The 23,094-nt window shown below is 57.2% G+C and carries 16 protein-coding genes, 1 tRNA gene and 5 pseudogenes; 15 read left to right on the top strand and 7 right to left on the bottom strand.

Features of this window, described 5'->3' with window-relative positions; translation table 11 throughout:
- Positions 1 to 7: 7 nt before the first annotated feature.
- From JZM24_RS02550 to JZM24_RS02530, 4 genes are all read right to left on the bottom strand, one after another.
- Positions 8 to 739: an ABC transporter ATP-binding protein gene (locus JZM24_RS02550; RefSeq protein ID WP_215668455.1), complete on the bottom strand. Its 732-nt coding sequence runs from the start codon at positions 737 to 739 to the stop codon at positions 8 to 10.
- A gap of 568 nt (positions 740 to 1,307) precedes the next feature.
- Positions 1,308 to 1,514 (bottom strand): hypothetical protein, encoded by a 207-nt coding sequence (locus JZM24_RS02540; RefSeq protein ID WP_050747382.1) that lies wholly within the window; start codon positions 1,512 to 1,514, stop codon positions 1,308 to 1,310.
- A gap of 52 nt (positions 1,515 to 1,566) precedes the next feature.
- A complete protein-coding gene (gene gmd, locus JZM24_RS02535) occupies positions 1,567 to 2,691 on the bottom strand; it encodes a GDP-mannose 4,6-dehydratase (RefSeq protein WP_215669975.1) in 1,125 nt (374 codons plus the stop codon).
- 347 nt (positions 2,692 to 3,038) lie between these two features.
- The gene (locus JZM24_RS02530; protein ID WP_215668453.1) at positions 3,039 to 3,947 is read right to left on the bottom strand and encodes a LysR family transcriptional regulator; all 909 of its coding nucleotides are present in this window, start codon (positions 3,945 to 3,947) and stop codon (positions 3,039 to 3,041) included.
- A gap of 126 nt (positions 3,948 to 4,073) precedes the next feature.
- Between JZM24_RS02530 and JZM24_RS02525 the strand changes: the two genes are divergently transcribed.
- A complete protein-coding gene (locus tag JZM24_RS02525; RefSeq protein ID WP_215668452.1) occupies positions 4,074 to 4,592 on the top strand; it encodes an SRPBCC family protein in 519 nt (172 codons plus the stop codon).
- Positions 4,593 to 4,841: 249 nt separating this feature from the next.
- On the opposite strand, the pseudogene JZM24_RS02520 reads toward JZM24_RS02525, so the two are convergent.
- Positions 4,842 to 6,198, bottom strand: a pseudogene (locus JZM24_RS02520) (cation:proton antiporter).
- A 381-nt stretch (positions 6,199 to 6,579) separates the two neighbouring features.
- Here JZM24_RS02520 and JZM24_RS02515 point away from each other — a divergent pair.
- Positions 6,580 to 6,654 (top strand) — tRNA-Gly (locus JZM24_RS02515).
- Between the two features lie 1,230 nt (positions 6,655 to 7,884).
- On the opposite strand, the pseudogene JZM24_RS02510 reads toward JZM24_RS02515, so the two are convergent.
- Positions 7,885 to 8,286, bottom strand: a pseudogene (locus tag JZM24_RS02510) (epoxyqueuosine reductase family protein); the annotation flags it as partial.
- 83 nt (positions 8,287 to 8,369) lie between these two features.
- On the opposite strand from JZM24_RS02510, the pseudogene JZM24_RS02505 reads away from it, so the two are divergent.
- Positions 8,370 to 9,371, top strand: a pseudogene (locus JZM24_RS02505) (transposase).
- A gap of 44 nt (positions 9,372 to 9,415) precedes the next feature.
- Here the strand turns inward: JZM24_RS02505 and queG are convergent.
- A pseudogene (queG, locus tag JZM24_RS02500) lies at positions 9,416 to 10,126 on the bottom strand (tRNA epoxyqueuosine(34) reductase QueG); the annotation flags it as partial.
- Here queG and nnr point away from each other — a divergent pair.
- The 12 genes and pseudogenes from nnr to JZM24_RS02445 all read left to right on the top strand — a co-directional run bounded on the left by nnr (position 10,125) and on the right by JZM24_RS02445 (position 22,939).
- Positions 10,125 to 11,639, top strand: coding sequence for a bifunctional ADP-dependent NAD(P)H-hydrate dehydratase/NAD(P)H-hydrate epimerase (gene nnr, locus JZM24_RS02495; RefSeq protein WP_215668451.1), 1,515 nt, complete (start codon positions 10,125 to 10,127; stop codon positions 11,637 to 11,639). The pseudogene queG and the gene nnr overlap by 2 nt on opposite strands.
- A gap of 9 nt (positions 11,640 to 11,648) precedes the next feature.
- Positions 11,649 to 12,128, top strand: a complete 480-nt coding sequence (tsaE, locus tag JZM24_RS02490) for a tRNA (adenosine(37)-N6)-threonylcarbamoyltransferase complex ATPase subunit type 1 TsaE (RefSeq protein ID WP_215668450.1) — start codon at positions 11,649 to 11,651, stop codon at positions 12,126 to 12,128.
- The gene (gene amiB / locus JZM24_RS02485) at positions 12,125 to 13,852 is read left to right on the top strand and encodes an N-acetylmuramoyl-L-alanine amidase AmiB (RefSeq protein ID WP_215668449.1); all 1,728 of its coding nucleotides are present in this window, start codon (positions 12,125 to 12,127) and stop codon (positions 13,850 to 13,852) included. The genes tsaE and amiB overlap by 4 nt, the downstream gene beginning before the upstream one ends.
- 21 nt (positions 13,853 to 13,873) lie before the next feature.
- Positions 13,874 to 15,304 (top strand): annotated as a pseudogene (mutL, locus tag JZM24_RS19955) (DNA mismatch repair endonuclease MutL); the annotation flags it as partial.
- Positions 15,305 to 15,457: 153 nt separating this feature from the next.
- Entirely contained in the window at positions 15,458 to 16,207 is a 750-nt protein-coding gene (locus tag JZM24_RS19950) for a DNA mismatch repair MutL family protein (protein ID WP_446680065.1), read from the top strand.
- Positions 16,200 to 17,141, top strand: a complete 942-nt coding sequence (gene miaA / locus JZM24_RS02475; RefSeq protein WP_215668447.1) for a tRNA (adenosine(37)-N6)-dimethylallyltransferase MiaA — start codon at positions 16,200 to 16,202, stop codon at positions 17,139 to 17,141. The genes JZM24_RS19950 and miaA overlap by 8 nt, the downstream gene beginning before the upstream one ends.
- Before the next feature lie 113 nt (positions 17,142 to 17,254).
- Entirely contained in the window at positions 17,255 to 17,560 is a 306-nt protein-coding gene (gene hfq / locus JZM24_RS02470; RefSeq protein ID WP_011410200.1) for an RNA chaperone Hfq, read from the top strand.
- Between the two features lie 96 nt (positions 17,561 to 17,656).
- Complete coding sequence (gene hflX, locus JZM24_RS02465) at positions 17,657 to 18,937, top strand: ribosome rescue GTPase HflX (RefSeq protein ID WP_215668446.1); 1,281 nt, start codon at positions 17,657 to 17,659, stop codon at positions 18,935 to 18,937.
- A 58-nt stretch (positions 18,938 to 18,995) separates the two neighbouring features.
- The gene (gene hflK / locus JZM24_RS02460; protein ID WP_215668445.1) at positions 18,996 to 20,255 is read left to right on the top strand and encodes an FtsH protease activity modulator HflK; all 1,260 of its coding nucleotides are present in this window, start codon (positions 18,996 to 18,998) and stop codon (positions 20,253 to 20,255) included.
- A 3-nt stretch (positions 20,256 to 20,258) separates the two neighbouring features.
- A complete protein-coding gene (hflC, locus tag JZM24_RS02455; protein ID WP_215668444.1) occupies positions 20,259 to 21,275 on the top strand; it encodes a protease modulator HflC in 1,017 nt (338 codons plus the stop codon).
- Between the two features lie 63 nt (positions 21,276 to 21,338).
- The gene (locus tag JZM24_RS02450; protein WP_215668443.1) at positions 21,339 to 21,539 is read left to right on the top strand and encodes a DUF2065 domain-containing protein; all 201 of its coding nucleotides are present in this window, start codon (positions 21,339 to 21,341) and stop codon (positions 21,537 to 21,539) included.
- A 101-nt stretch (positions 21,540 to 21,640) separates the two neighbouring features.
- On the top strand, positions 21,641 to 22,939 hold the full coding sequence (locus JZM24_RS02445; protein ID WP_215668442.1) for an adenylosuccinate synthase: 1,299 nt from the start codon (positions 21,641 to 21,643) through the stop codon (positions 22,937 to 22,939).
- The last annotated feature ends 155 nt before the right edge of the window (positions 22,940 to 23,094 follow it).

Raw genomic sequence — 23,094 nt, 5'->3', positions numbered from 1 at the left:
TCCCTGTTTAAATGTAATCATCAATTTCCCTGCGGCTTATCTGACGTAGCGATCCGTTTTGCATTAAAAAGAAAGTGTTGCAAAACGCCTTTATGGTTTCCCGGGAGTGTGAGGCCAGTATCATCACCGCCGATCTATCCACCATCTGCTGTAGCTTCTTGCTCATTTTGTCGCGAAATTGACTGTCGCCTACCGTTAGCCATTCATCCATCAACAACACGCTGGGCTGTAAGACGGAAATAATGGCGAACGCCAGGCGCAGTAGCATGCCGCTGGAATAAGTCCGCACAGGTAAAGAGATGAATTCACCCAGTTCACTGAATTCGATAATGAAAGGTACCTGCCGGGCGATTTGTTTCATGGTCAGGCCAAGCAGTAAACCGCGGATGTAAATATTTTGATAACCGGTCGCCTCGCTCTCCATTCCCATGGCCATATCGATGAGCGAAACCACCTCGCCGTGGATGGACACACGACGGGCAGTGGGGTGATAAACACCGGCCAGGACCCGCAAGAGGGCGGTTTTACCTGCGCCATTGCCGCCCAAAAGCGCTACCCGCTCACCCTGATGGACTTCAAAGGAGACGTTATCCAGCGCTGTAACCGCCAGCGCCTGATGATGTTTTGCCAGGTTGCCGCCCACCGCCCGTCGGAACAATAATTTCTTTAGGCTGCGTTGAGAGGCGGTATAGATAGGAAACTCAACGGAGATATTTTCCACTTTGATAATGGCTTGCATTGTTTATAACCAGTAGGCAATGCGACGCCGGGTTCTATTTAGTAATAGCATGGCCAGCAAAAAAAGGATGGCTGTAATGGTGAGCGCGATGCTTATTGAGCGCAGATCGGGCATTACACCTAATAGCGGCGGGCGTATGATATTAAAGTAATACACCAGAGGATTGTAATTTATGTAATGTAGCATCGCTGCGGGAACTTGCTCGGTTTTCCACATAATGGGAGTGAAATAGAAAGCAATAATTAATAGGTTCTGCATTATCATCAATACATCACGAAAACGTGTACATATGATAGCGAGAATGATAGAACAGAAAAAAGTGACGTAGTCAAAATGAGTAGTCCTGGCAAAAACCATAACATCTTAAAATGCCAGCCGGGGCCCACCAGCGTAATAACTATCGCGATAATGATAAAGTTGTGCGCAAAAACGATGACGTTTCTGCTGAGAATGCGCAATATCAACGAACAGAAAGAGGTACTGCTTTGCTTAATGATATAGTCAAATTGAACGAAACCATTACAAGATTCCGTAAGTTGTAGCAAAATATAGGTCCAGACAACCTGTACTATGGAAAAAAAGGTAAATATTCGCGTACATCCAATTTGAACAGCGTCGACCATAATACGCTCAACATCCCCACCAGGACACCGGTACTTAATGTTACCCAAAACGGCCCCAGCACAGAGCGTTTATAACGTTGTTTAATATCAAACCAAGAAAGTACGCTCCAGATTTGCGGCTTTTTTAACGCCATGATCAGATCGGTTAGCATGTGATAATAATCATTGTTTTTTAATGTTGCCGGAATGCCTTGCTTTCAGACGTTACTCGATACTGTGGCAAACGGCGTAACCGTGCGATTTGAGTAAACTTTGCTGGCGCGTGGCCTGGAGATCGTGTCCCACCATTTCCGCAATCAATTGCTGCAAGGTGATTTCTGGTTGCCAACCGAGCCGCTGCTGCGCGTAGCTGGGGTCGCCCAAAAGCGTATCCACTTCGGTAGGCCGGAAATAACGCTCGTCCACCTCGACAATGACATCGCCGACGCGTAATGAGGGGGCCAGGCCGCCGGTAATTTTGCTGACAAAGGCTTTCTCATTAATGCCTTGGCCCTCAAAGACGACTTCAATGCCCAATTCCCGTGCCGCCATGGTAATAAATTCACGGACGCTATACTGGTTACCGGTTGCGATAACAAAATCCTCAGGTTTATCCTGTTGCAGCATCATCCATTGCATGCGGACATAGTCGCGCAGGGCGCCAAGATTGCCCATATACAAACATTTTTCCAATCCATGAGCGATACTCGCCAAACCGCGGGTGATTTTGCGGGTGACGAACGTTTCGCCACGGCGCGGTGATTCATGATTGAATAAAATACCGTTGCAGGCATAGATTCCGTAGGCTTCCCGGTAATTCACCGTAATCCAGTAGGCGTACATTTTGGCCACGGCATAGGGACTGCGGGGATAGAACGGCGTCGTTTCTTTCTGTCGTGGTTCGCACACCAGACCGAAAAGTTCTGACGTGGATGCTTGATAGTACCGGGTTTTCTCGGTAAGCCCAAGAAAACGAATGGCCTCTAATAAGCGTAACGCGCCGATGGCATCGACGTCAGCGGTATATTCGGGAGAATCAAAGCTGACTGCGACGTGTGATTGCGCACCCAAATTATAAACTTCGTCCGGTTGGACTTCCGCTAATATGCGGGTTAAATTTGAGGTATCAGAAAGATCACCATGATGCAATTTAAGTATGGCGTTATTGTCATGAGATGCTTGGAAAATATGTTCAATCCGCTGCGTGTTAAACTGCGAGCATCGTCGTTTTATGCCATGGACATCGTACCCTTTGTTCAATAGGAATTCGGCAAGATATGAACCATCTTGGCCAGTAATACCAGTAATAAGGTCGACTTTATCTTTCAAAATAACTCCTGAAGGTATCATGGTCGTGGTGTCAAGATTGGGCAAGTGTAGCTCTTTATTATCTTAATCCATAGCCTGCAATGAAAAATATTAAGTTTCCTATAGAACGGCGGAGATAAGACTATTTCCTTTTTCATTCATACCGAGTTTGTAACCTTTCCGTCATGCTGCCGTGGAATATGCCGAGCTGTGTGCTTACAGAAAAGAAAATGCCCGATTTCATTTATGACATGACGCTTCACTTCATTCTCAACTCTCAACCTCTACACCAACCTCAACCTCTACACCAACCACCACCAACATTGCCATCGCGACGACCCGACCCGTTCGGCCAGCGATGACGTCCAGACATGCGCCGTCCGCCGGCGTTAGTCGGGCGCTTGACTCAGGGTGAAAAGCGTTTCCCGCACCCAGCGCTGGGCAGGATCGCGGTGGGTCCGTTCATGCCAGACCGCGGTTTTGCTAAAACCCGGGATCGACAGCGGCGGCGCCAGGGTGACCAGCCCTTCGGTATGCTGCGCCAGCCGCCGCGGGACGATAGCGATAAGATCGTTTGAGCGAAGAATATCAGGTAGTACCAGGAAACTGTTCACGGCTAACGTCACGCGCCGCGTCAGCCCCAGGTTAGCCAGTGCTCTGTCGGTTGCGCCCGTAAAACCGCCGTCGGAATAAGACACCAGCGCATGATCGAGCGCGCAGAAGCGGTCGAGTGACAGACTGCCGCTAATGGCGTCGGGGTGATCGGCGCGCATGACACAGACATAGCTTTCCAGAAACAACACATGAGAGTGCAGGTCCGGCGGCGTCGACTCCGGCGTTAATAACGCAATGTCGATATCGCCTTGCTCAAATTGCGTCTGTAGCCGGGCGTGGTCTACCGCCACCACCGCTACCCTGATGCCGGGCGCCTGTTGTCTAAGCATCGTCAAAAGCGGCACCACCACCGCGCGCAGGGCATAATCGGTTGCGGCGAAGGTTAATGTCGCGCAGGCTGTGGCGGGCTGAAATGTCGGCGGCTTGAGCATAGCTTCCACCTCGCCGAGCAATTGCTTTACGGGCGCCGCCAGCGCCTGCGCACGCAGCGTGGGAACGATGCCTCGCTGGGTACGAACAAACAGCGGGTCGTCAAAACTGTCACGCAATCGCGTCAGCATACCGCTGACCGCAGGTTGCGTCAGGGCCAGCCGCTGCGCGGCGCGGGTCACGTTGCGTTCGTCCAGCAGCACGTCCAGCGTTTTCAGCAAATTAAGATCCATCTTTCTAATATCAGTTGGCATGATGACTATAATTACAATCAGCGATTGGATTTATATCATGCTAGCACGCAATCTATACAGCCTCCATCAGGTGGCGCTTGCACTCGTTCGGCGTCGTCGTTTCAGGCTACATTGATAAGGTAATCCATGAACGCCATTATCTGGCCCGCGCAATATCAACCGGGCTTTTGTGACAATTTTGTTTCCAGTGAGACCATTGAAGCCGGCCTTGGCGCAGCCGAGGTCTGGCCGTGGCTTAACGATGCCGTGCGCTGGCCGGATTACTACACGAACGCCGCCAACGTATACTTATATGACCAGGCCGGCCCCGCGCTGGCATCCGGCGTGCGATTCTATTTTGAAACCTTTGGTTTCACGGTAGAGGCTCAGGTCGTTGAGCAGGTGGCGCCTGGCTCAGGACAACCGGGACGGCTGGCCTGGCATGGCTGGTCGGGGGAGGGCGAAACGCGTCTGGACGTACATCATGCATGGCTTATCGAAGATTTGCCCGGCGGTCGGGTTCGCGTCCTGACGCAGGAAACGCAGAATGGGACGCCGGCGGTGGCGTTGGCCCGTACTCGGCCTAATCCCATGTTGAACGGCCACCAGACATGGCTGGACGGCTTGGCGGCGGCGGCCCGTCGTGGACGCCAGATCTCGCTCTAGCCATCCGCCGTTCGGCTGAGCAAGCTGCCGGCGATAGTCTATTGTCTCGTTCACCTGAGCAAGCTGCCGGCGATGGTCTGTCGTCTCGTTCACCTGAGTGAGCTGCCGGCGATAGTCTGTTGTCTCGTTCGCCTGAGCGAGCTGCCGGCAAAGATTTATAGCCTCGCTCGGCAGTACCCGCTGCAATGAGCCGGGGGATCCTCAGTCGGTAAGGATAACACTCGGGTAGGGCGTAGCGCCGGCCGCCGCTTACCGATCTCCCTCATGCTCCTGACGCGCGGTTTGTCTGGCCTGACGCCAGTTCAGCAGCGGCGTCACGGTTATGCCATGCACAATCACGCTGGCGACGATAAGCGTCAGCGCCATGTTAACCATGTGTTCTGCGTCCTTGCCCGCCAGACCGTGGCTGAATGCGTAGGCAATATAATTCACGCTGCCGATGCCGCGAATCCCGAGCCAGCCAATCATTAGCCGCCGCAGCGGCGGCGTGCGGGTACCCAGGGTAGCCAGCCATACCGCCAGCGGACGAATCACAACGAACAGTATCGCCGCCAGTACCAACCCCTGGGGATCCCAGTGATGGGCCAGAGAAATACCGAGCGCCACCACTATCGCTGCGGCGAATAATCGCTCCACCGTATCGCCGAAGGACAGGGCATCCCCAACGACAAGACCGACGGCGGTCGCCAGCCCGCCCTTGCCCAGTGTATGGCGCCGGTTAGGGTTCACCAAAACCTCCGCGGGGGGATAATGCTCCTCCTCCGCCAGCTCTTCGGGCGGATGGCGATTTACCACCCGCACCTCGGCGCGACGCAGACCGACGCCGGCTGCGAAGGCGGCCAGGAACCCGGAAGCGTCGACGCTTTGTGCGGCGGCATAGCTCAGCGCTATCAGCGCCAAAGCAAAAAAGTCATTGGGGGCGACATCTTGGTGGGCGCTGCGCACCCGCGCCGCCAATCTTACCACGCCTCTCCCCATGCCGAAGCCGATACCCAGCCCGCCGAAAAGCGCCCACAGGATATCTTTCAGCGCCCAATGGAGCAGTAAGCCGGCGGAAAAGTCGGTTTTTGCGGCCAGCAGCGCCATCGCTAACATCAGTACCGGCAACGCCGTGCCGTCGTTCATGCCCGCTTCGCTGGAGAGCGAAACCCGCATGCTGTCGTCGTCGTTGGCGTCATTCACCGAAATCAAGCTGGCCAGCACCGGATCGGTAGGCGCGACGATCGCACCGAACGCCAGAGACAGTGGCCACGATAAGCCGGTAATGAGATGAAACAGCAGCGTGATGCCGGCAACGGTGAGGACCATTGCCGGAAACGCCAGGCGGATGCCCATGCGCCAGCCGGAGTCGCTGAATGGCAGCCGCAGCTTTAGTCCGGTGATGAACAGCGAGGTGGCCATGGCGATTTCGGTCATCCGTGCGACGAGCACGGCGTGACGGGCGAGTTTGAGATGGAGTAATCCCAGTATCCACGGTCCGCAGATAATCCCGGCAACCAAAATAGAGGCCGAAGACCGTCAGCGGACCGCGATTAATCCAGCCGGAGGCCAGCGACATCAATAATAGCAACCCTCCCACGGCAGCGGTCCATCCCAGAAATTCCATAGTTTCTCCCTTGGTCAATATCGCCGGAGGCGGATAACGGCGATCGTCGTCAAATGCTTATTATGAGTATAATCTATCAAGCACGACCGCGCCCGCCGGCCATACCGGTCAAGCCCGCAGAAGGCGTGAGTGATGATGGAATAAGCAGTCGCACGCCGGGAAGCAAAAAAAGGCTTGCCGTTGATGCCAAAGCAGTCCATAGTTGCGTCCATCTCGAAGATTGAGATGGCTAAAAGGCATTGGAATCAAAAAGTTAGGCGCTTCTATGACGCTGTTAATCCAACCAGAACCAAATGCCCATGCCGTCTTTGCCAGCAATGGTGCACTGCATAAATCATAATAAGCTGTCAGAAATTTGCCTGACAGCATGACAGTTATCATGCGGGAATAGCTCAGTGGTAGAGCACAACCTTGCCAAGGTTGGGGTCGCGAGTTCGAACCTCGTTTCCCGCTCCAAATAACGGTTGCCGATCCAACATGGGTCGGTCGCCGGTGGCAAAAAAGGGCCTGATAGGCCCTTTTTTGTTGCTGCGCGTTCGTTACGTGTGACATAACACCGCCATCACCGCCAATACCACTATCACTGCTTTACTGCCGCACGGCGATAACCATCAATGTTGCCAACCTTCGTACTCCATCTCACCCATTCTCCTCGCCGTTATCGCCATCGTTAGCGCTTGTGCCCTATCGAACATCCCCAGCACTGCCAGGGTGATAGTTTCGGCCGGACTTTACGCACTTCAGCTGGTCTTAACGTTACTGATGCCCGACGCTGAACTGACGCCAGGGGGTATGGTGCCTTCGCGTGCGTATTAATCATAATGAGGCTGGTGGTTTCGTTTAAAGGTTAAAGAGACTGTGATGTGCCCTGAACCCTGTCCTAACCATATTGATAATAATTAGACTCTCTTCAGAATAGGCATGGCAGGCTACCTGACGCGTAAAGCCGTCGACGGTAATCGCGCGGCCATCGCCCAGACTGCTAACGCCGGAGGGGGAAAAGGTTGTGCTCAGGCCTTGGTCGCGGCGCGTTGATTCCCCTGCCGCAGTCTAAGGGTGCTTAGTAATCGCTACTCATCAGACTCGATGCGGGTCTGAGAAGAATTTGCTGCCGGTCTTGAGTGCGCGTGCTGTGGTGGCTGACACGCATCATCACGAAAACCGACCGCCGCTTTTGCACGCCACAACGGTAAGCGGGTTCACGCAGACAACCGACAAAAAGCTTGCCAAGTTGTGGTGTCTGGTACATCATGCAACCCGTCGTCACGAAGGCTATCAGCGCGTAGCCGATAAGCGCTTTCGAGGCGATCCATCGCCACATTTTTTCCGCAGCAGGCGAAATAATTACGTGAATAATTTATCTACCGCCAAAGGTTACGCAGCGTCTGCCTTATTTCCTCTGCCGTAATCTTTTAAACAGAGTTATCCACAGGCTTACCACGGTCATCTCTCATGCTTTGGTTGACGGTGAAAATTTCGCTTAGTCATAGACATTTGAAAAAGAAAGATAAATTTTTATTATGAAACGTAAGATCGATCGCTTGTGTTTTTTGTGACGATTGATTGACAAAGGATTTTTATTTTTATGCACAGCGGGAGTGCGGCATTGAAAGAGGTCTTTTCCCGATGCGATATGCCTCAGGCATCGCGCGTTAATCCTTTCTCGATGGCTCTGACCAACCGCGTCTATTGTGCGCTGTGTACCGTGACGGCGGCGGACTGCCGAAGCGCCATTTGTCTACCCAGTGCCCATTGAATATGCACATCCAGCAGCGGTAGCTCGCCCAGCCGACGCTGCAGCGCCAGCACGATAGCGTCCTGATAAGGGGCGTTACCCAGCGCAACCGCAATATTACGTGACCATCGCACGTGACCTATACGCCGAATGGCCGACCCTTCGGTCACGCGCAGAAACGTCGCCTCATCCCAGCCAAAGAGTTCCAGCAGTTCAGGGGCGTGCAATACCGCGCGCGGACTGAAATCCGGCTCTTCGGTCAGCGACGAAAAGCGGTTCCATGGACAGATAAATTGGCAGTCATCGCAGCCATAGATACGGTTGCCTATCAACGGCCGCAGCGCTTGATTTATCCCCCTGAAACACCAGACAGTAGCTGTATCTCCAGATAAGAGATAGGCTTGAATATATGTCTAACACTAACGCCAATTTTGATATGACCGGGATCCTGTTAGGTCAAGAAGTCCGTAAACGTAAAACTCCTCAGGAAAAAATGGCCATTATTCAGCAGAGGATGGAGCCCGGCATGAATGTCTCCCATCTCGCACGACTGCACGGTATCCAGCCCAGCCTGCTGTTTAAGTGGAAAAAGCAATATCAGGAAGGCAGCCTCACTGCCGGGGAGGACGTTGTTCCTGCCTCTGAGCTTGCAGCTGCATTGAAGCAGGTCCGGGAGCTCCAGCGCCTTCTGGGTAAGAAGACGATGGAGGTTGAGATCCTAAAAGAAGCCGTGGAGTACGGCCAGTCACGAAAATGGATAGCGCACGCGCCCTTGTTGCCAAAGGCCGGGGAATAGCACAGGTCAGCCGCGCCATGAGCGTGTCGCGTGCGCCGCTGTCACTGCGGATTAAGCGTTCTGCCGACTGGCAGGACAGGCGCTGTAACCGGCGTAATGACGAAGCAGACGCTGAAATACTGTCGGACATCCTCGACATCATCAGCGATATGCCCAGCTACGTCAGATGGCTTCGAGTTCGGCTGCGACAACGGTGAAAAACTACGGGTCACCTTCGCACTGGACTGCTGCGACAGAGAGGCCATAGACTGGGCTGCGAGCACTGTAGGCTACGACAGTTCGACCGTGCAGGATGTGATGCTGATGTCGGTAGAAAAGCGCTTCGGCGACAGGTTACCCGATACAGCGGTGCAGTGGTTGACGGACAACGGTTCAGCGTATACCGCGCATGAAACGCAGAGGTTCGCCAGAGAACTGGATCTGGAGCCCTGCACAACAGCGGTGAGCAGCCCGCAGAGAATGGCCGAACGGTTCGTGAAGACGATGAAGGAAGACTATATCGAGTTCATGCCAAAACCGGATGCGAGAACAGCCCTGCGAAACCTTGCAGCAGCGTTCACGCATTACAATGAAAACCATCCGCACAGCGCGCTGGGATATCACTCTCCGAGAGAATACCGCGGCGGCAGCGGGCTTCGTTAACTTAAGATACAAAAGCTGTACGGAGATGGCGGGGCAAGATCAAACGGCCGCAGCGCTTCTGGTATTTCCCCCTCCAATTCGATCGTCAGATAGGAGATGCAACGGCGCGCGTCAATGGTATAGGGCTCAACAATGGCGCCGGTGGGACAGGTAGTGATACAAGCAACGCAACGGCCGCATTGCTCTGGCTGCGGTGCGTCTACCGGCAGCGGTAAATCGATTAGCAATTCGCCAAGAAAAAACCACGAACCGGCTTCACGGTTTAGAATAAGTGAGTGTTTACCTACCCAGCCGATACCTGCTTTGGCCGCCAGCGGCCGCTCCATAATAGGCGAAGAGTCGACAAAAGGACGGAAATTCACCGTGCCGCAGGCGTCGCGGATCCGCTCGCCCAGCTGTTTTAAGCGGTTACGTAAAACTTTGTGATAATCACGGCCCAGCGCATAGCGACTAACATATCCTAGTGAGGGATTTTTCAAGGTTGACGCAAAGGCGGCGTTGGCCGGCAAGTAGTTCATGCGTACGCTTATTACCCGCAGGGTGCCGGGCAGCAACTCGTGCGGCCGGGCACGCAGCATACCGTGGCGCGCCATCCAGGCCATTTCGCCGTGGTACTGGCGGTCCAGCCACGCTTGCAGCGCCGGCTCATGGGCGGCAAGGTCGGTGTCGCAAATACCGACCTGCTGAAAACCCAGTTCCTGCCCCCAGCGTTTAATCTGCCGGGCTAATTCTGAGAGATCGAAAGGATAAGACATGAGTGACCGTGACAACACATTCTCTGCACCCAGTTTATCACACTCCGTCTACGGTGCAGAATGGCTTCGGGGCTGGGAAAGCCAGGGCGCTATGCTGGCGGGCGTTCCACTGTATCAGTTGATGGAGCGCGCCGGCGCGGCGGCATTTCACCGCATTCTTTGGCTCTACCCCGGCACCCGGCGCTGGCTGGTGTTGGCGGGGCACGGCAACAACGGCGGGGACGGCTATGTGGTGGCGCAGCTCGCCGCCGCCGCCGGCAAGCAGGTTACGGTGCTGGCCTGCGCCTGGCCGCATCCCCTACCCGCCGAAGCGGAACAAGCGAAAGCGGCGTGGCGGGCGTCGGGCGGGGTAGTACATCCGGCCGACCAACACTGGCCCGAGGATGTAGAGGTGATCATTGACGCGTTGCTGGGCACAGGACTCAAGGCGGCGCCGCGCGACCCTTACCGCGCGCTTATCATCGCGGCTAACCGTCATCCCGCGCCGGTGTTCGCGCTGGACATTCCCTCCGGCCTTGACGCCGATACCGGCGCGACGCCAGGGGAGGTGATTCGCGCCGCCCATACCGTCACGTTTATCGCTCTGAAACCGGGAGTGCTGACCGGTAAGGCGCGCAGCGTGACCGGACAGCTGCATTATGACGATTTGGGTTTGGGCGAGTGGCTCAAACGGGAAACTCCGCTGATGGCGCGGCTCAGCGCGGCGCTATTGCCGCGCTGGTTGCCTGCGCGCGATCCCTGCGCGCACAAAGGCGACAACGGCCGCCTGCTGATTGTCGGCGGTGATCACGGGTTTGCCGGCGCCATTCGCATGACGGGGGAGGCCGCGCTGCGCTGTGGCGCCGGGCTGGTACGCGTGTTAACGCGCGAAGAGAATCTCCCGTCGCTTTTGACCGCACGGCCGGAACTCATGGTGGCGCCACTCACCCGCGATACCCTGCAGCAGGGGCTGGATTGGGCGGATGTGGTGGTGATCGGTCCGGGCCTCGGGCAGGAAAGTTGGGGGAAAAATGCGCTGCGTGTTGTAGAAAATTGTGACAAACCAATGCTGTGGGATGCTGATGCGCTTAACTTGCTGGCATTCAATCCTGAGAAACGTCACAATCGAATTATTACGCCTCACCCCGGCGAGGCCGCCCGCCTGCTGAATGGCAAAGTCGGCGACATTGAACGTGACCGATTAGGTAGCGCGCGCCAACTGGTGCGTCGCTATGGCGGCGTGGTGGTGCTGAAAGGCGCCGGCACTTTACTTGCCGCCGATGATGGCGCTGTCGCTGTCGCCGATGTCGGGAATGCGGGCATGGCCTCGGGGGGGATGGGGGATGTCTTATCCGGTATCATCGGCGGTTTGCTGGCGCAAAAGCTGTCGCTGTATGATGCAGCCTGCGCCGGCTGCGTGGTCCATGGTGCCACCGCCGATCATCTGGCGGTGGCAAAAGGCACGCGCGGTATGTTGGCCACCGATTTGCTGCCGGCATTGTATCTATTTGTTAATCCTGAGCTTACCGCATAGAAACCAGACATGGAAATACGTGTAATACCCCTGCCGGATGAAACGGCAACCGTCGCACTGGGCGCAGCATTGGCCGCCGCCTGCCGGCAAGCCTGCGTGATTTACCTTTATGGCGAACTCGGCGCCGGCAAAACCACGTTTTGCCGTGGTTTTCTGCGTGCGTTGGGGCACGCGGGTAATGTGAAAAGTCCGACCTATACCCTGGTCGAGCCTTACGCGCTGCCGCGCTGGACGGTATATCATTTTGACCTTTATCGCCTGGCGGATCCGGAGGAGCTTGAGTTTATGGGAGTGCGGGACTATTTCGATGACACCGCCCTGTGTTTGGTCGAGTGGCCACAGCGCGGGGAGGGCATCTTGCCGGCGGCGGATATCGCGCTGACGCTGCAATATCAGGTTGATGGCCGGCAGGCGCAGGTGCAAGCGTTGAGCGCCACCGGCGAGCGCATTCTGGCCCGGTTGGCACCGCGACAGGGAACGCTTTCATGATGCTGAAGTTCAGGATAATGCTGGTGTTGGCGGTGTGTTTGATGATGGGGCAGGCAGTGGCGGCGACACTCGGTGATATCAACGTCGCCAACAGCACCAGCCAGGCGACGGTGACGCTCGGGTTTAACCAACAACCGGTGTACGCCTTTTTCTCGCTGCATAATCCCGAGCGGGTGGTGGTGGATATCCGCCAGAGCGGCCCGGTGCAGGGGCTGCCCCTCGAATTTAGCGGCGAAAATGTCATTAAGCGCATTCGCACCAGTACGCCGGTCGATAAGCAGAGTCTGCGTCTGGTTTTCGAGCTGACCCGCAAATCCCGCGCGCAGGCCACGACACGGCAGGCTGGCGGGCGTTACAATGTGGTGCTGGCCGTAACCGGCCAGCAGCCGGCCGCCGTTGCCTCTGCGCCACGGACCCGCGCCGCCGCGCCGGCCTTAAGCGCGCCGCCGCCGTCAAAAGCGGTGAAAAATCCTTTCACCAACCGGGTGACGGTTGTGGAAAGCCCTGCTGCGGTGGCGGTGACGGCATCAACATCTACCCCGACACCGCGTGGTCGGTTGCCGGCGGGCGCCGAACCGGTAGTGGTAGCCATTGATGCCGGCCACGGCGGTCAAGATCCGGGGGCGACCGGTCCCAATGGCCTGCATGAGAAGAATGTGACTATCGCCATTGCCCGCAAACTGAAAACGTTGCTCGATGCGGATGCGATGTTCAAACCGGTATTGACCCGCGACGGCGATTATTTTATTTCGGTCATGGGCCGCTCCGATGTGGCGCGCAAAAAGGGCGCCAGCGTGCTGGTGTCCATTCACGCCGATGCCGCGCCCAACCGCAGCGCCAGCGGGGCATCAGTATGGGTGCTCTCAAACCGGCGCGCCAACAGCGAAATGGCGAACTGGCTGGAGCAGCATGAGAAACAGTCGGAGCTGCTGGGCGGCGCGGGCGATCTGCTGGCCAACAGTCAGGCCGATCCTTATCTCAGCCAGGCGGTGCTGGATCTGCAGTTCGGCCACTCGCAGCGGGTAGGATATGACATCGCGGTGAAGGTGCTGAGCCAGCTGCAGCGGGTGGGTGCGCTACACAAGCGCCGGCCTGAACATGCCAGTCTCGGCGTCCTGCGTTCGCCGGATATCCCATCGCTGCTGGTGGAAACCGGTTTCATCAGTAATACCCGGGAGGAGCGGCTACTCGGTAGCAGCGCATACCAGGATAAGATCGCCAATGCCCTGTATCTCGGGCTACGCGCTTATTTCCTGGCGCATCCGCTGCAAACCGGCCCAAAGCTCGAAAATCGGCCGCAGGGCGTTAGCTCCGCGGCCGATGCCGGCGCCAGCGGCACCCAGGCGGTGGCGCAGTCCAACGCCGGCGCGCTGGCCCCCGCCGCCGGTCGTCATGTCGTCAAACGTGGCGAGACGCTGTCTTCCATCGCCCGTCAATACGGGGTCAGCATGGCGGCGATTCGCTCGCTGAACAAGCTGAAAAAAGACGGTGTCTGGGTCGGTCAGCGGCTGCGCATTCCTGCCGGGGGAAGCGCTCAGTCCGCGCCGTCGCCCGCCGCCGCCGCGCCATCGGCCACGCCGCGCCGGCATCAGGTGGCGCGCGGCGATACGTTGACCGCAATCGCCGTCCGCTATGGGGTGTCCGCCAGCGCCATCAAGCGCGCCAATAATATGACGTCCAATAACGTGATGCTGGGGCAGACATTAACCATACCGCCTGCTTAAGGCCAGAGGAACCCGATTATTATGCCGATTCAGGTGTTGCCGCCACAGCTTGCCAATCAAATCGCCGCCGGTGAAGTGGTGGAACGTCCCGCCTCAGTGGTTAAGGAACTGGTGGAAAACAGTCTTGACGCCGGGGCGACGCGCATTGAGATCGATATCGAACGCGGTGGCGCCAAACGCATCCGAATCCGGGATAACGGCAGCGGTATCGATAAAGATGAGTTGGCATTAGCGCTGGCCCGCCATGCGACCAGCAAAATCGCCTGCCTGGACGATCTCGAAAATATCACCAGCATGGGCTTTCGTGGCGAAGCGCTGGCCAGCGTCAGCGCCGTGTCGCGTTTGACCCTGACCTCGCGCACCGTGGCGCAAAGCGAAGCCTGGCAGGCCTACGCCGAGGGGCGCGATCTGGCGGTCACGCTTAAACCCGCCGCCCATCCGGTGGGGACGACGGTGGAGGTGCTGGATCTGTTTTATAACACCCCGGCCCGGCGCAAGTTCATGCGCACCGAAAAAACCGAGTTTACGCATATCGATGAAGTGATCCGCCGTATTGCGCTGGCACGATTTGACGTCACATTTATTTTGCAGCACAACGGCAAAACGGTGCGCCAATACCGCGCGGTCAGCCAGCAAAGCCAGCCTTTGCACAGACTTGGCGCGCTGTGCGGCCCGGCCTTTGTCGAGCGGGCACTGAGCGTTTCCTGGCAGCACGGTGATTTGGCTATCCACGGCTGGGTGGCGGATCCGGCGGGCGGGGAACTGCCCGAGATGCAATACAGTTATGTCAATCGGCGCACCATGCGCGACAAATTAATCAACCACGCCATCCGGCAAGCCTATCAGGAACAGCTGGCGGGGGCGCAACAGCCGGCTTTCGTGCTTTTTCTAGAGGTGAGTCCCCATCAGGTTGACGTCAATGTCCATCCTGCCAAGCATGAGGTGCGGTTTCATCAGGCACGGCTGGTGCATGATTTTATCTATCAGGCGGTGGTGACCGTTTTGCAGAAAAGCATGGCTCCCCGCCTGCCGATGGGCGAGGCGGGGCCGCGTGCGCCGGAGAATCGCCAGGCGTCCGGGCGCAATCATTTCTCTCTGTCTGCCGGCGAGGCCGATCCGCGATGGCCGGCGCAACAGGTCGACGGCAAGGCATCACTCCCCTTGCCCACGGATCCCGCCGCGTCCGGGCAGGCGGCGGCGCGGCCTTCAGACGTAGCTGGCGCCGAAACGGGCCCCCAGAGTGGTAAGGCCGGCGGGGATCGGGAGGTTGACCGTCGGCCTGCGGCGGCCGGTGGGGAGAGTATTGCGGCGCGTCAGCATGATGGCGGCGGCCAGGCGCGGGAGCGCAGCGGCGGTTACGCCGGCGGCGCAGGCTATCAGCGTAAAGAAGGGGCCCTTTATCGGCAACTGATGCAGACAGCGTCGTTGCCGCAGGGGGCAAAAACGCCACCGCGCGATATTTTCGCCAAGCGTCGACCGGCAGAGGGCGACGGGCCGTCTTCGGACGACGCAGCGCGCTCTGCCGACCACGTACCCCACGCCGGTGGCAACGCGCTAAACGCCGACGCGCAACAGGCGCCCGGGGGCCAATATGCTTCCCCCGAGGTGCGTCACGAGCAGCGCGAGGAAGGTGGTCATTTAACGCTAACTACCGCCGGGTCAGACCCAACCGCCACCGCGTCGATTAACCGGGACAGCGGCGTCGATTTTGCCAGTGCCGGCATCTCGGGTGCCGACCCGCTTGCCGGCGCTCCCGGTGGCGACGCCTTCGTCGGCGTCGGGCCGGTAGTCGTTGGTAATCCGCACACCTTCGGCCGGGTGCTGACCTTGGTGGCGACTTGCTATGCGCTGGTAGAATCGGCGGGCAGCCTGGCGCTACTCTCACTGCCGGTTGCCGAACGCTGCCTGTCTGAACGCCAACTGACGCCGGGAATGGATACTTGGCGCGCCCAGCCGCTGCTGATCCCGTTGCGAATGACGCTGCGTGATGACGAGGTGGCAGCGCTGAAACGCCACCAGCCGCTGCTGCAGGAAATGGGTATTGCGCTCCAAGCGCATCTTCATCAGGCGATACTGAATGCGGTACCTTTACCATTACGCCAACAAAATTTACAAAACTTGATTCCAGACCTGTTAGGCTACCTGCAAGGTGAAACGTCGGTGACGCATCACCAGGTTGCGGTCTGGCTTGCCCGCCGGCTGCAGCACGAATCGGTCGTCTGGAGCCATTCCCGGGCGATACAATTGCTTGCCGAGGTGGAGCGCCTTTGTCCGCAGTGGGTGAAAGCCCCGCCCGACGGGCTTCTGGTAACATTGAATTTTGAGGCCGCTATTAAAGCCCTGAACCATGACTGAGCCGACATTTCCGCGCCGGCCCCAGGCCATTTTCCTTATGGGACCAACCGCCTCCGGCAAAACCGCGCTGGCGATGGCGTTGCGCCAGCATCTGCCGGTGGAGATCATCAGCGTCGACTCCGCGCTGATTTACCGCGGTATGGATATCGGCACGGCCAAACACGGCGCTGACGAGCTGGCGCAGGCGCCGCATCGCCTGATAGATATCCGCGATCCGGCGGAGGCTTATTCAGCGGCGGATTTCCGCCGTGATGCGCTTAAGGAAATGGCAGAGATCACCGAGGCCGGTCGTATACCGTTGCTGGTGGGTGGGACCATGCTCTACTTCAAGGCGCTGCTGGAGGGATTATCTCCCTTGCCCCCGGCAGGTCCAGAAGTGCGCGCGCGCATTGAGCGCGAGGCGGAAACCGTGGGGTGGCAGGCGTTGCACCGGCAATTGCAACAGATTGATCCGATTGCGGCAAATCGTATCCATCCTAATGATCCACAGAGACTGTCGCGGGCACTGGAAGTTTTTTTCGTTTCAGGTAACACTCTAACGGAACTGACAAAAATATCCGGTGAAGCGCTGGCGTATCGGGTACATCAATTCGCCATCGCACCGCTTGACCGCGCTTTGCTGCATCAGCGTATCGCGCAGCGCTTTCATCAGATGTTGGCCGCCGGTTTCGAGCATGAGGTCAGTACGCTTTTTGCCCGAGGTGATCTTCACAAGGAAATGCCATCCCTCCGTTGCGTCGGTTACCGCCAGATGTGGTCATATTTGGCCGACGAAACCGATTATGATGACATGGTTTTCCGCGGGATTTGCGCGACTCGACAGCTTGCCAAGCGACAGATGACCTGGCTGCGGGGGTGGCACGATGTTCATTGGTTGGATAGCGATGAGCCCGCCGCCGCCCTCGATAGGGTATTACAGGTTGTTAGTGCATAGGTTGGGTGATTGTGTACAATTGATGGTACTGAACGCGCTTTTTTACAATGATTATTTTATTTAGAGCCACATGGTTCTTGTTACAAACAACAAGCACATAAGGAAAAGACAGAATGGCTAAGGGGCAATCTTTGCAAGATCCGTTCTTGAACGCATTGCGTCGGGAACGTGTTCCGGTTTCTATTTATTTGGTGAATGGCATTAAACTACAGGGCCAGATTGAATCTTTTGATCAGTTTGTCATTTTATTGAAAAACACGGTCAGCCAGATGGTTTATAAACACGCCATCTCTACTGTCGTACCGTCGCGTCCCGTATCGCATCACAATAACAATCCGAGCGGCGGTTCCAGTAATTATCATCATGGCAGCACCCCTGCTTCGCAACCGTCGCAGCCGGAAAGCGATGACGCCGAATAAGGCGCATCCATGTTGACCATTTCGCGGTGCTTTAGCGTGCTGTTTGCGCTAAGGCCCGATTATAGCTGCGGTAAATCCGCATGAGAGGTTGTACGCTTGTTTGACCGTTACGATGCCGGTGAGCAGGCCATACTGGTTCACATCTTTTTTTCGCAAGACAAGGATATGGAAGATCTGCAGGAGTTTGAATCCCTGGTATCTTCCGCCGGGGTAGCGGCGCTACACGTCGTTACCGGCAGCCGTAAGGCGCCACATCCTAAATATTTTGTCGGCGAGGGAAAAGCGGAAGAGATCGCGGAGGCGGTTAAAACCAGTAGCGCGTCTGTGGTCCTGTTCGACCATGCCTTATCCCCCGCCCAGGAGCGTAATCTTGAACGCCTGTGCGAGTGCCGGGTTATTGACCGCACGGGGTTGATCCTCGATATTTTTGCCCAGCGCGCGCGTACCCATGAGGGTAAGCTGCAGGTAGAGCTGGCGCAACTGCGTCATCTTGCCACACGTCTGGTGCGGGGCTGGACGCACCTTGAGCGGCAAAAAGGCGGTATCGGGCTGCGCGGGCCGGGGGAAACTCAGCTTGAGACTGACCGCCGCTTGCTGCGTAACCGAATCAGCCAGATACTTTCCCGTTTGGATAGGGTGGAGAAACAGCGTGAACAGGGACGGCGCGCCCGCGCCCGCGCGGATGTGCCCACCGTCTCGCTGGTGGGCTATACCAACGCCGGTAAATCCACTTTATTCAATCTGATGACCGAGGCCGGCGTCTATGCGGCAGATAAGCTATTCGCCACGCTCGACCAGACGCTCAGGCGCATTAATGTGGGTGATGTGGGGGATACCGTCTTGGCGGACACGGTGGGCTTTGTCCGCCATCTGCCCCACGATCTGGTCGCGGCATTTAAAGCGACGCTGCAGGAAACGCGGCAGGCTACTTTGCTGCTGCATATTGTCGACGCCGCCGATACGCGTATTAAAGACAATATTGACGCGGTTGATCAAGTATTGGCCGAAATTGAAGCCAATGATATTCCGACGTTGTTGGTGATGAATAAAATCGATTTGCTTAATGATTTCGCGCCGCGCATCGATCGCGATGAAGAAAACCGTCCTGTCCGGGTGTGGCTTTCCGCCCACAGTGGTGAAGGGATAGCGCTGCTGATGCAAGCGCTCACCGAGCGTTTGGCGGGCGAAATTGCGCGCCATGAGCTCCGTCTGCCCCCGCAGGCTGGCCGGCTGCGCAGTCTTTTTTATCAACTGCAGGCCATTGAAAAAGAGTGGGTCGAAGAAGATGGCAGCGTGGGGCTGGTCGTAAGACTGCCCATCATCGACTGGCATCGTTTATGTAAGCAGGAAATGGCGTTGGTAGACTATCTTGTCTGACCGTCCTTTGGGAACTCAAGCCTGAAGAATACTAATTAAAGTAAAATGGAGCTAAAACATGGCGTGGAATCAGCCCGGTAATAACGGACATGACCGCGACCCGTGGGGGAGCAGCAATAATAATAGCGGCAACTCTGGCGGAAATAACAATAAAGGCGGACGCGAAAAAGGGCCGCCCGATCTGGATGATATCTTCCGTAAACTCAGCCGCAAGCTGAGCGGGTTTGGTAACAAAGGCGGCGGCACGGGTACCGGTACCAGCGCCCCGGGCAGAAGCGGCCGTTATATCGGTCTTGCGGTAGCGGCCGTTGTGGTCATCTGGGCGGGCAGCGGCTTCTACACGATCAAGGAAGCGGAACGCGGCGTGGTGTTGCGTTTTGGCAAATTCGATCATCTGGTTCAGCCCGGCCTGAACTGGAAGCCGACTTTTATCGATACCGTGACCGCGGTCAACGTGGAGTCGGTGCGGGAGCTGGCGGCGTCCGGCGTGATGTTGACCTCCGATGAAAACGTGGTGCGCGTGGAAATGAACGTGCAATATCGCGTGACAGACCCTGAGCGCTACCTGTTCAGCGTGACCAACGCCGATGACAGCCTGCGTCAGGCCACCGACAGCGCCCTGCGCGGCGTTATCGGTAAATACACCATGGATCGCATCCTGACCGAAGGCCGTACCGTGGTGCGCAGCGACACCCAACGCGTGCTGGAAGAAACTGTTCAGCCTTACAACATGGGCATCACCCTGCTGGACGTCAACTTCCAGGCCGCTCGGCCGCCGGAAGAGGTGAAAGCGGCATTTGACGATGCTATTGCCGCGCGGGAAAACGAACAGCAATATATCCGCGAAGCCGAAGCGTATTCCAACGAAGTCCAGCCGCGCGCCAACGGTCAGGCGCAGCGCATTTTGGAAGAGGGCCGCGCCTATAAGGCCCGCACGGTGCTGGAAGCGCAGGGGGAAGTCCAGCGGTTCGCCAAGGTGTTGCCGGAATATAAGGCGGCGCCGGAAATTACCCGTGAGCGTCTGTATATCGATGCCATGGAGCGCGTGCTGAGCAACACCCGCAAAATTCTGGTCAATGACAAGGGCAGCAATAATCTGATGGTGCTGCCGCTCGATCAGATGCTGCGTAACGCGCCGGCCGGCAATACCAAGCCCCGCTCGGGCAGCGATGCCCTTAATCTGCTGCGGCTGCCTGCCGGCGGCTCTGGCGGTACCGCGACGGCGCCTGCCGCGGGCGGCAACGCCAGCGGAACGGTCATGGATCAGCGACGCGCCAATGCACAGCGTGACGATACCACGCGCGAAGGGAGGGAATAACCGATGCGTAAGCCTTTGTTGCTTATTGTGGTCGTAGTGCTGGTGGTGCTTTATGCGTCACTGTTTGTGGTGCAGGAAGGCCAGCGCGGCATCGTTCTGCGCTTTGGCAAGGTGTTGCGCGACGGCGATAACAAGCCATTGATTTACAACCCCGGCCTGCACATGAAAATACCGTTTATCGAAACGGTCAAAAATCTTGATGCGCGCATTCAGACCATGGAAAACCAGGCCGATCGCTTTGTCACCATGGAGAAGAAAGATCTGATTGTCGACTCCTATATCAAATGGCGTATCAGCGACTTCAGCCGTTATTATCTGGCGACCGGCGGCGGTGATGTTTCGCAGGCGGAAGTGTTGCTGAAACGGAAGTTTTCCGACCGTCTGCGCTCGGAGCTCGGCCGGCTAGATGTTAAGGGGATTGTCACCGATTCCCGCAACCGTCTGATGACAGATGTGCGCGAAGCGCTGAACAACGGCACGTCCGGCGACGATGAAGAGACGCAGGCGACCTCGGCCGATGACGCCATCGCTTCCGCCGCCGCGCGGGTAGAGCGTGAAACCAACGGCCCGCAGCCGTCGGTGAATCCAAACAGTATGGCGGCGCTGGGGATCGAGGTTGTCGACGTGCGTATCAAGCAAATCAACCTGCCGACGGAAGTGTCAGACGCCATCTATCAACGTATGCGCGCCGAGCGTGAAGCCGTCGCCCGTCGCCACCGTTCTCAGGGTCAGGAAGAGGCGGAGAAGCTGCGCGCCGCGGCGGATTACGAAGTGACCCGCACCCTGGCTGAAGCCGAGCGTCAGGCGTTGATTACCCGCGGTGAAGCGGATGCGGAAACCGCCAAGCTGTACGCCGATGCGTTCAGCAGGGATCCGGCGTTCTATGCCTTTATCCGCAGCCTGCGCGCGTATGAGAACAGCTTTAACAGCAACAGCGATGTGATGGTGCTGAGCCCGGAAAGCGATTTCTTCCGCTTCATGAAGTCGCCGGAAGACACCGTGGTCGGCCGCCGTCCCTGACGGTTGCTCCATACAGTTAATCAGGCCCGACTCTTCGGGCCTTTTTTGCTTTGAGGAAATGTCATGAATCCGACGATTTGGATGGCGCTCGGTCTGGTGCTGGTCTTGGAGGGATTGGGGCCGATGCTGTTTCCCAGCGTTTGGCGTAAGATGATAGGTTCGCTGGCAACGCTGCCGGACCCGCTTTTGCGCCGTTTCGGCGGCGGTTTAGTGGTCGCCGGCTGCGTCATCTACTATATGTTGCGTAGCAAAATGGGCGCCTGATCGCAGCGCGAAAAAACAGCGCGAACCGGCGTCAAAAAGTACTGAAAGTCGTGGATTCAGATGGTAGAATCCATTTTTAAGCAATCTGGTGAAGTTAAGAGATGGGTAAGAACGTCGTCGTACTGGGCACCCAATGGGGTGACGAAGGTAAAGGCAAGGTCGTCGACCTGCTGACCGAACGGGCTAAATATGTTGTTCGCTATCAGGGTGGACACAACGCCGGTCATACTTTAGTTATCAACGGTGAAAAAACCGTCCTTCATTTGATCCCCTCAGGCATCCTGCGTGAAAACGTGGTTAGCATCATCGCCAACGGCGTCGTGCTGTCGCCGGAAGCGCTGATGAAAGAAATGGGTGAGCTGGAGGCGCAGGGTATTCCGGTACGCGAACGCATGCTGATTTCCGAGGCGTGCCCGCTGATTCTTGCCTACCATGTGGCGATGGACGTTGCGCGCGAAAAGGCCCGCGGCGCCAAAGCTATCGGCACCACCGGTCGCGGCATTGGCCCGGCCTATGAAGATAAAGTGGCGCGTCGCGCGCTGCGCGTGGGCGATCTGTTTAACAAGGACACGTTTGCCGCCAAGCTGAAAGAAGTCGTGGACTATTACAACTTCCAGCTGGTGCATTATTACCAGGCCGACGCGGTGGATTACCAAACGGTGCTGGATGATATCCTGGCGGTGGCCGACGTTCTGACCGGTATGGTGGTGGACGTTTCCGAGCTGCTGGACAGCGCGCGCAAACGCGGCGATCTGATGATGTTTGAAGGTGCTCAGGGCACGCTGCTGGATATCGATCACGGCACTTATCCCTACGTCACCTCGTCCAACACCACGGCCGGCGTCGTCACCACCGGCTCCGGCCTCGGGCCTCGCTATGTGGATTATGTTCTGGGTATCGTCAAGGCCTATTCCACCCGCGTCGGCGCCGGCCCGTTTCCCACCGAGCTATTTGACGACACCGGGGAATTCCTGTGCGCCAAGGGCAATGAATTCGGCGCCACCACCGGCCGTCGCCGTCGTACCGGCTGGCTGGACGCGGTAGCGGTGCGCCGTGCGGTGCAGATCAACTCTCTTTCCGGTTTTTGCCTCACCAAACTCGACGTGCTTGACGGTCTGCAGGAAGTGAAAATCTGCACTGCTTACCGTCTGCCCGACGGTCGCGTGGTGGAGAGTACGCCGCTGGCGGCGGAAAACTGGGAAGGCATTGAGCCGATTTATGAGACCATGCCGGGCTGGAGCGAAAGCACCTTTGGCGTAAAGGCGTTCGACAAGCTGCCCGAGGCGGCGCGTCTCTACATCAAGCGTATCGAAGAGGTCACCGGCGTGCCGGTGGACATCGTGTCGACCGGGCCTGACCGAAGCGAAACCATGATCTTACGCGATCCGTTTGACGCCTGATGGTCGTCGGACGTTGAAAAAGTAAAAAACAGAGCAAACCGGGCGTGTCCCGGTTTGTTTTTATATGTCAATAGGTTATCCTGCCGTTACCGCGCATGCCCTCATTGCCGCCCGACAAGTCTTATGGCCTGTTTGGTTCTCAAAGGTTACTCTTA

Source organism: Candidatus Sodalis endolongispinus, assembly GCF_018777395.1.
Taxonomy (GTDB): Bacteria; Pseudomonadota; Gammaproteobacteria; order Enterobacterales; family Enterobacteriaceae; genus Sodalis_B; species Sodalis_B endolongispinus.
This window is presented reverse-complemented; position numbering and strand designations above follow the sequence as displayed.

What these genes read in the sequence shown, in the direction of transcription:
- JZM24_RS02550 (WP_215668455.1), bottom strand. Translation starts at nt 739, where the DNA reads ATGCAAGCCATTATCAAAGTGGAAAATATCTCCGTTGAGTTTCCTATC.
- JZM24_RS02540 (WP_050747382.1), bottom strand. Translation starts at nt 1,514, where the DNA reads ATGCTAACCGATCTGATCATGGCGTTAAAAAAGCCGCAAATCTGGAGC.
- gmd (WP_215669975.1), bottom strand. Translation starts at nt 2,691, where the DNA reads ATGATACCTTCAGGAGTTATTTTGAAAGATAAAGTCGACCTTATTACT.
- JZM24_RS02530 (WP_215668453.1), bottom strand. Translation starts at nt 3,947, where the DNA reads ATGCCAACTGATATTAGAAAGATGGATCTTAATTTGCTGAAAACGCTG.
- JZM24_RS02525 (WP_215668452.1), top strand. Translation starts at nt 4,074, where the DNA reads ATGAACGCCATTATCTGGCCCGCGCAATATCAACCGGGCTTTTGTGAC.
- nnr (WP_215668451.1), top strand. Translation starts at nt 10,125, where the DNA reads ATGAGTGACCGTGACAACACATTCTCTGCACCCAGTTTATCACACTCC.
- tsaE (WP_215668450.1), top strand. Translation starts at nt 11,649, where the DNA reads ATGGAAATACGTGTAATACCCCTGCCGGATGAAACGGCAACCGTCGCA.
- amiB (WP_215668449.1), top strand. Translation starts at nt 12,125, where the DNA reads ATGATGCTGAAGTTCAGGATAATGCTGGTGTTGGCGGTGTGTTTGATG.
- miaA (WP_215668447.1), top strand. Translation starts at nt 16,200, where the DNA reads ATGACTGAGCCGACATTTCCGCGCCGGCCCCAGGCCATTTTCCTTATG.
- hfq (WP_011410200.1), top strand. Translation starts at nt 17,255, where the DNA reads ATGGCTAAGGGGCAATCTTTGCAAGATCCGTTCTTGAACGCATTGCGT.
- hflK (WP_215668445.1), top strand. Translation starts at nt 18,996, where the DNA reads ATGGCGTGGAATCAGCCCGGTAATAACGGACATGACCGCGACCCGTGG.
- hflC (WP_215668444.1), top strand. Translation starts at nt 20,259, where the DNA reads ATGCGTAAGCCTTTGTTGCTTATTGTGGTCGTAGTGCTGGTGGTGCTT.
- JZM24_RS02450 (WP_215668443.1), top strand. Translation starts at nt 21,339, where the DNA reads ATGAATCCGACGATTTGGATGGCGCTCGGTCTGGTGCTGGTCTTGGAG.
- JZM24_RS02445 (WP_215668442.1), top strand. Translation starts at nt 21,641, where the DNA reads ATGGGTAAGAACGTCGTCGTACTGGGCACCCAATGGGGTGACGAAGGT.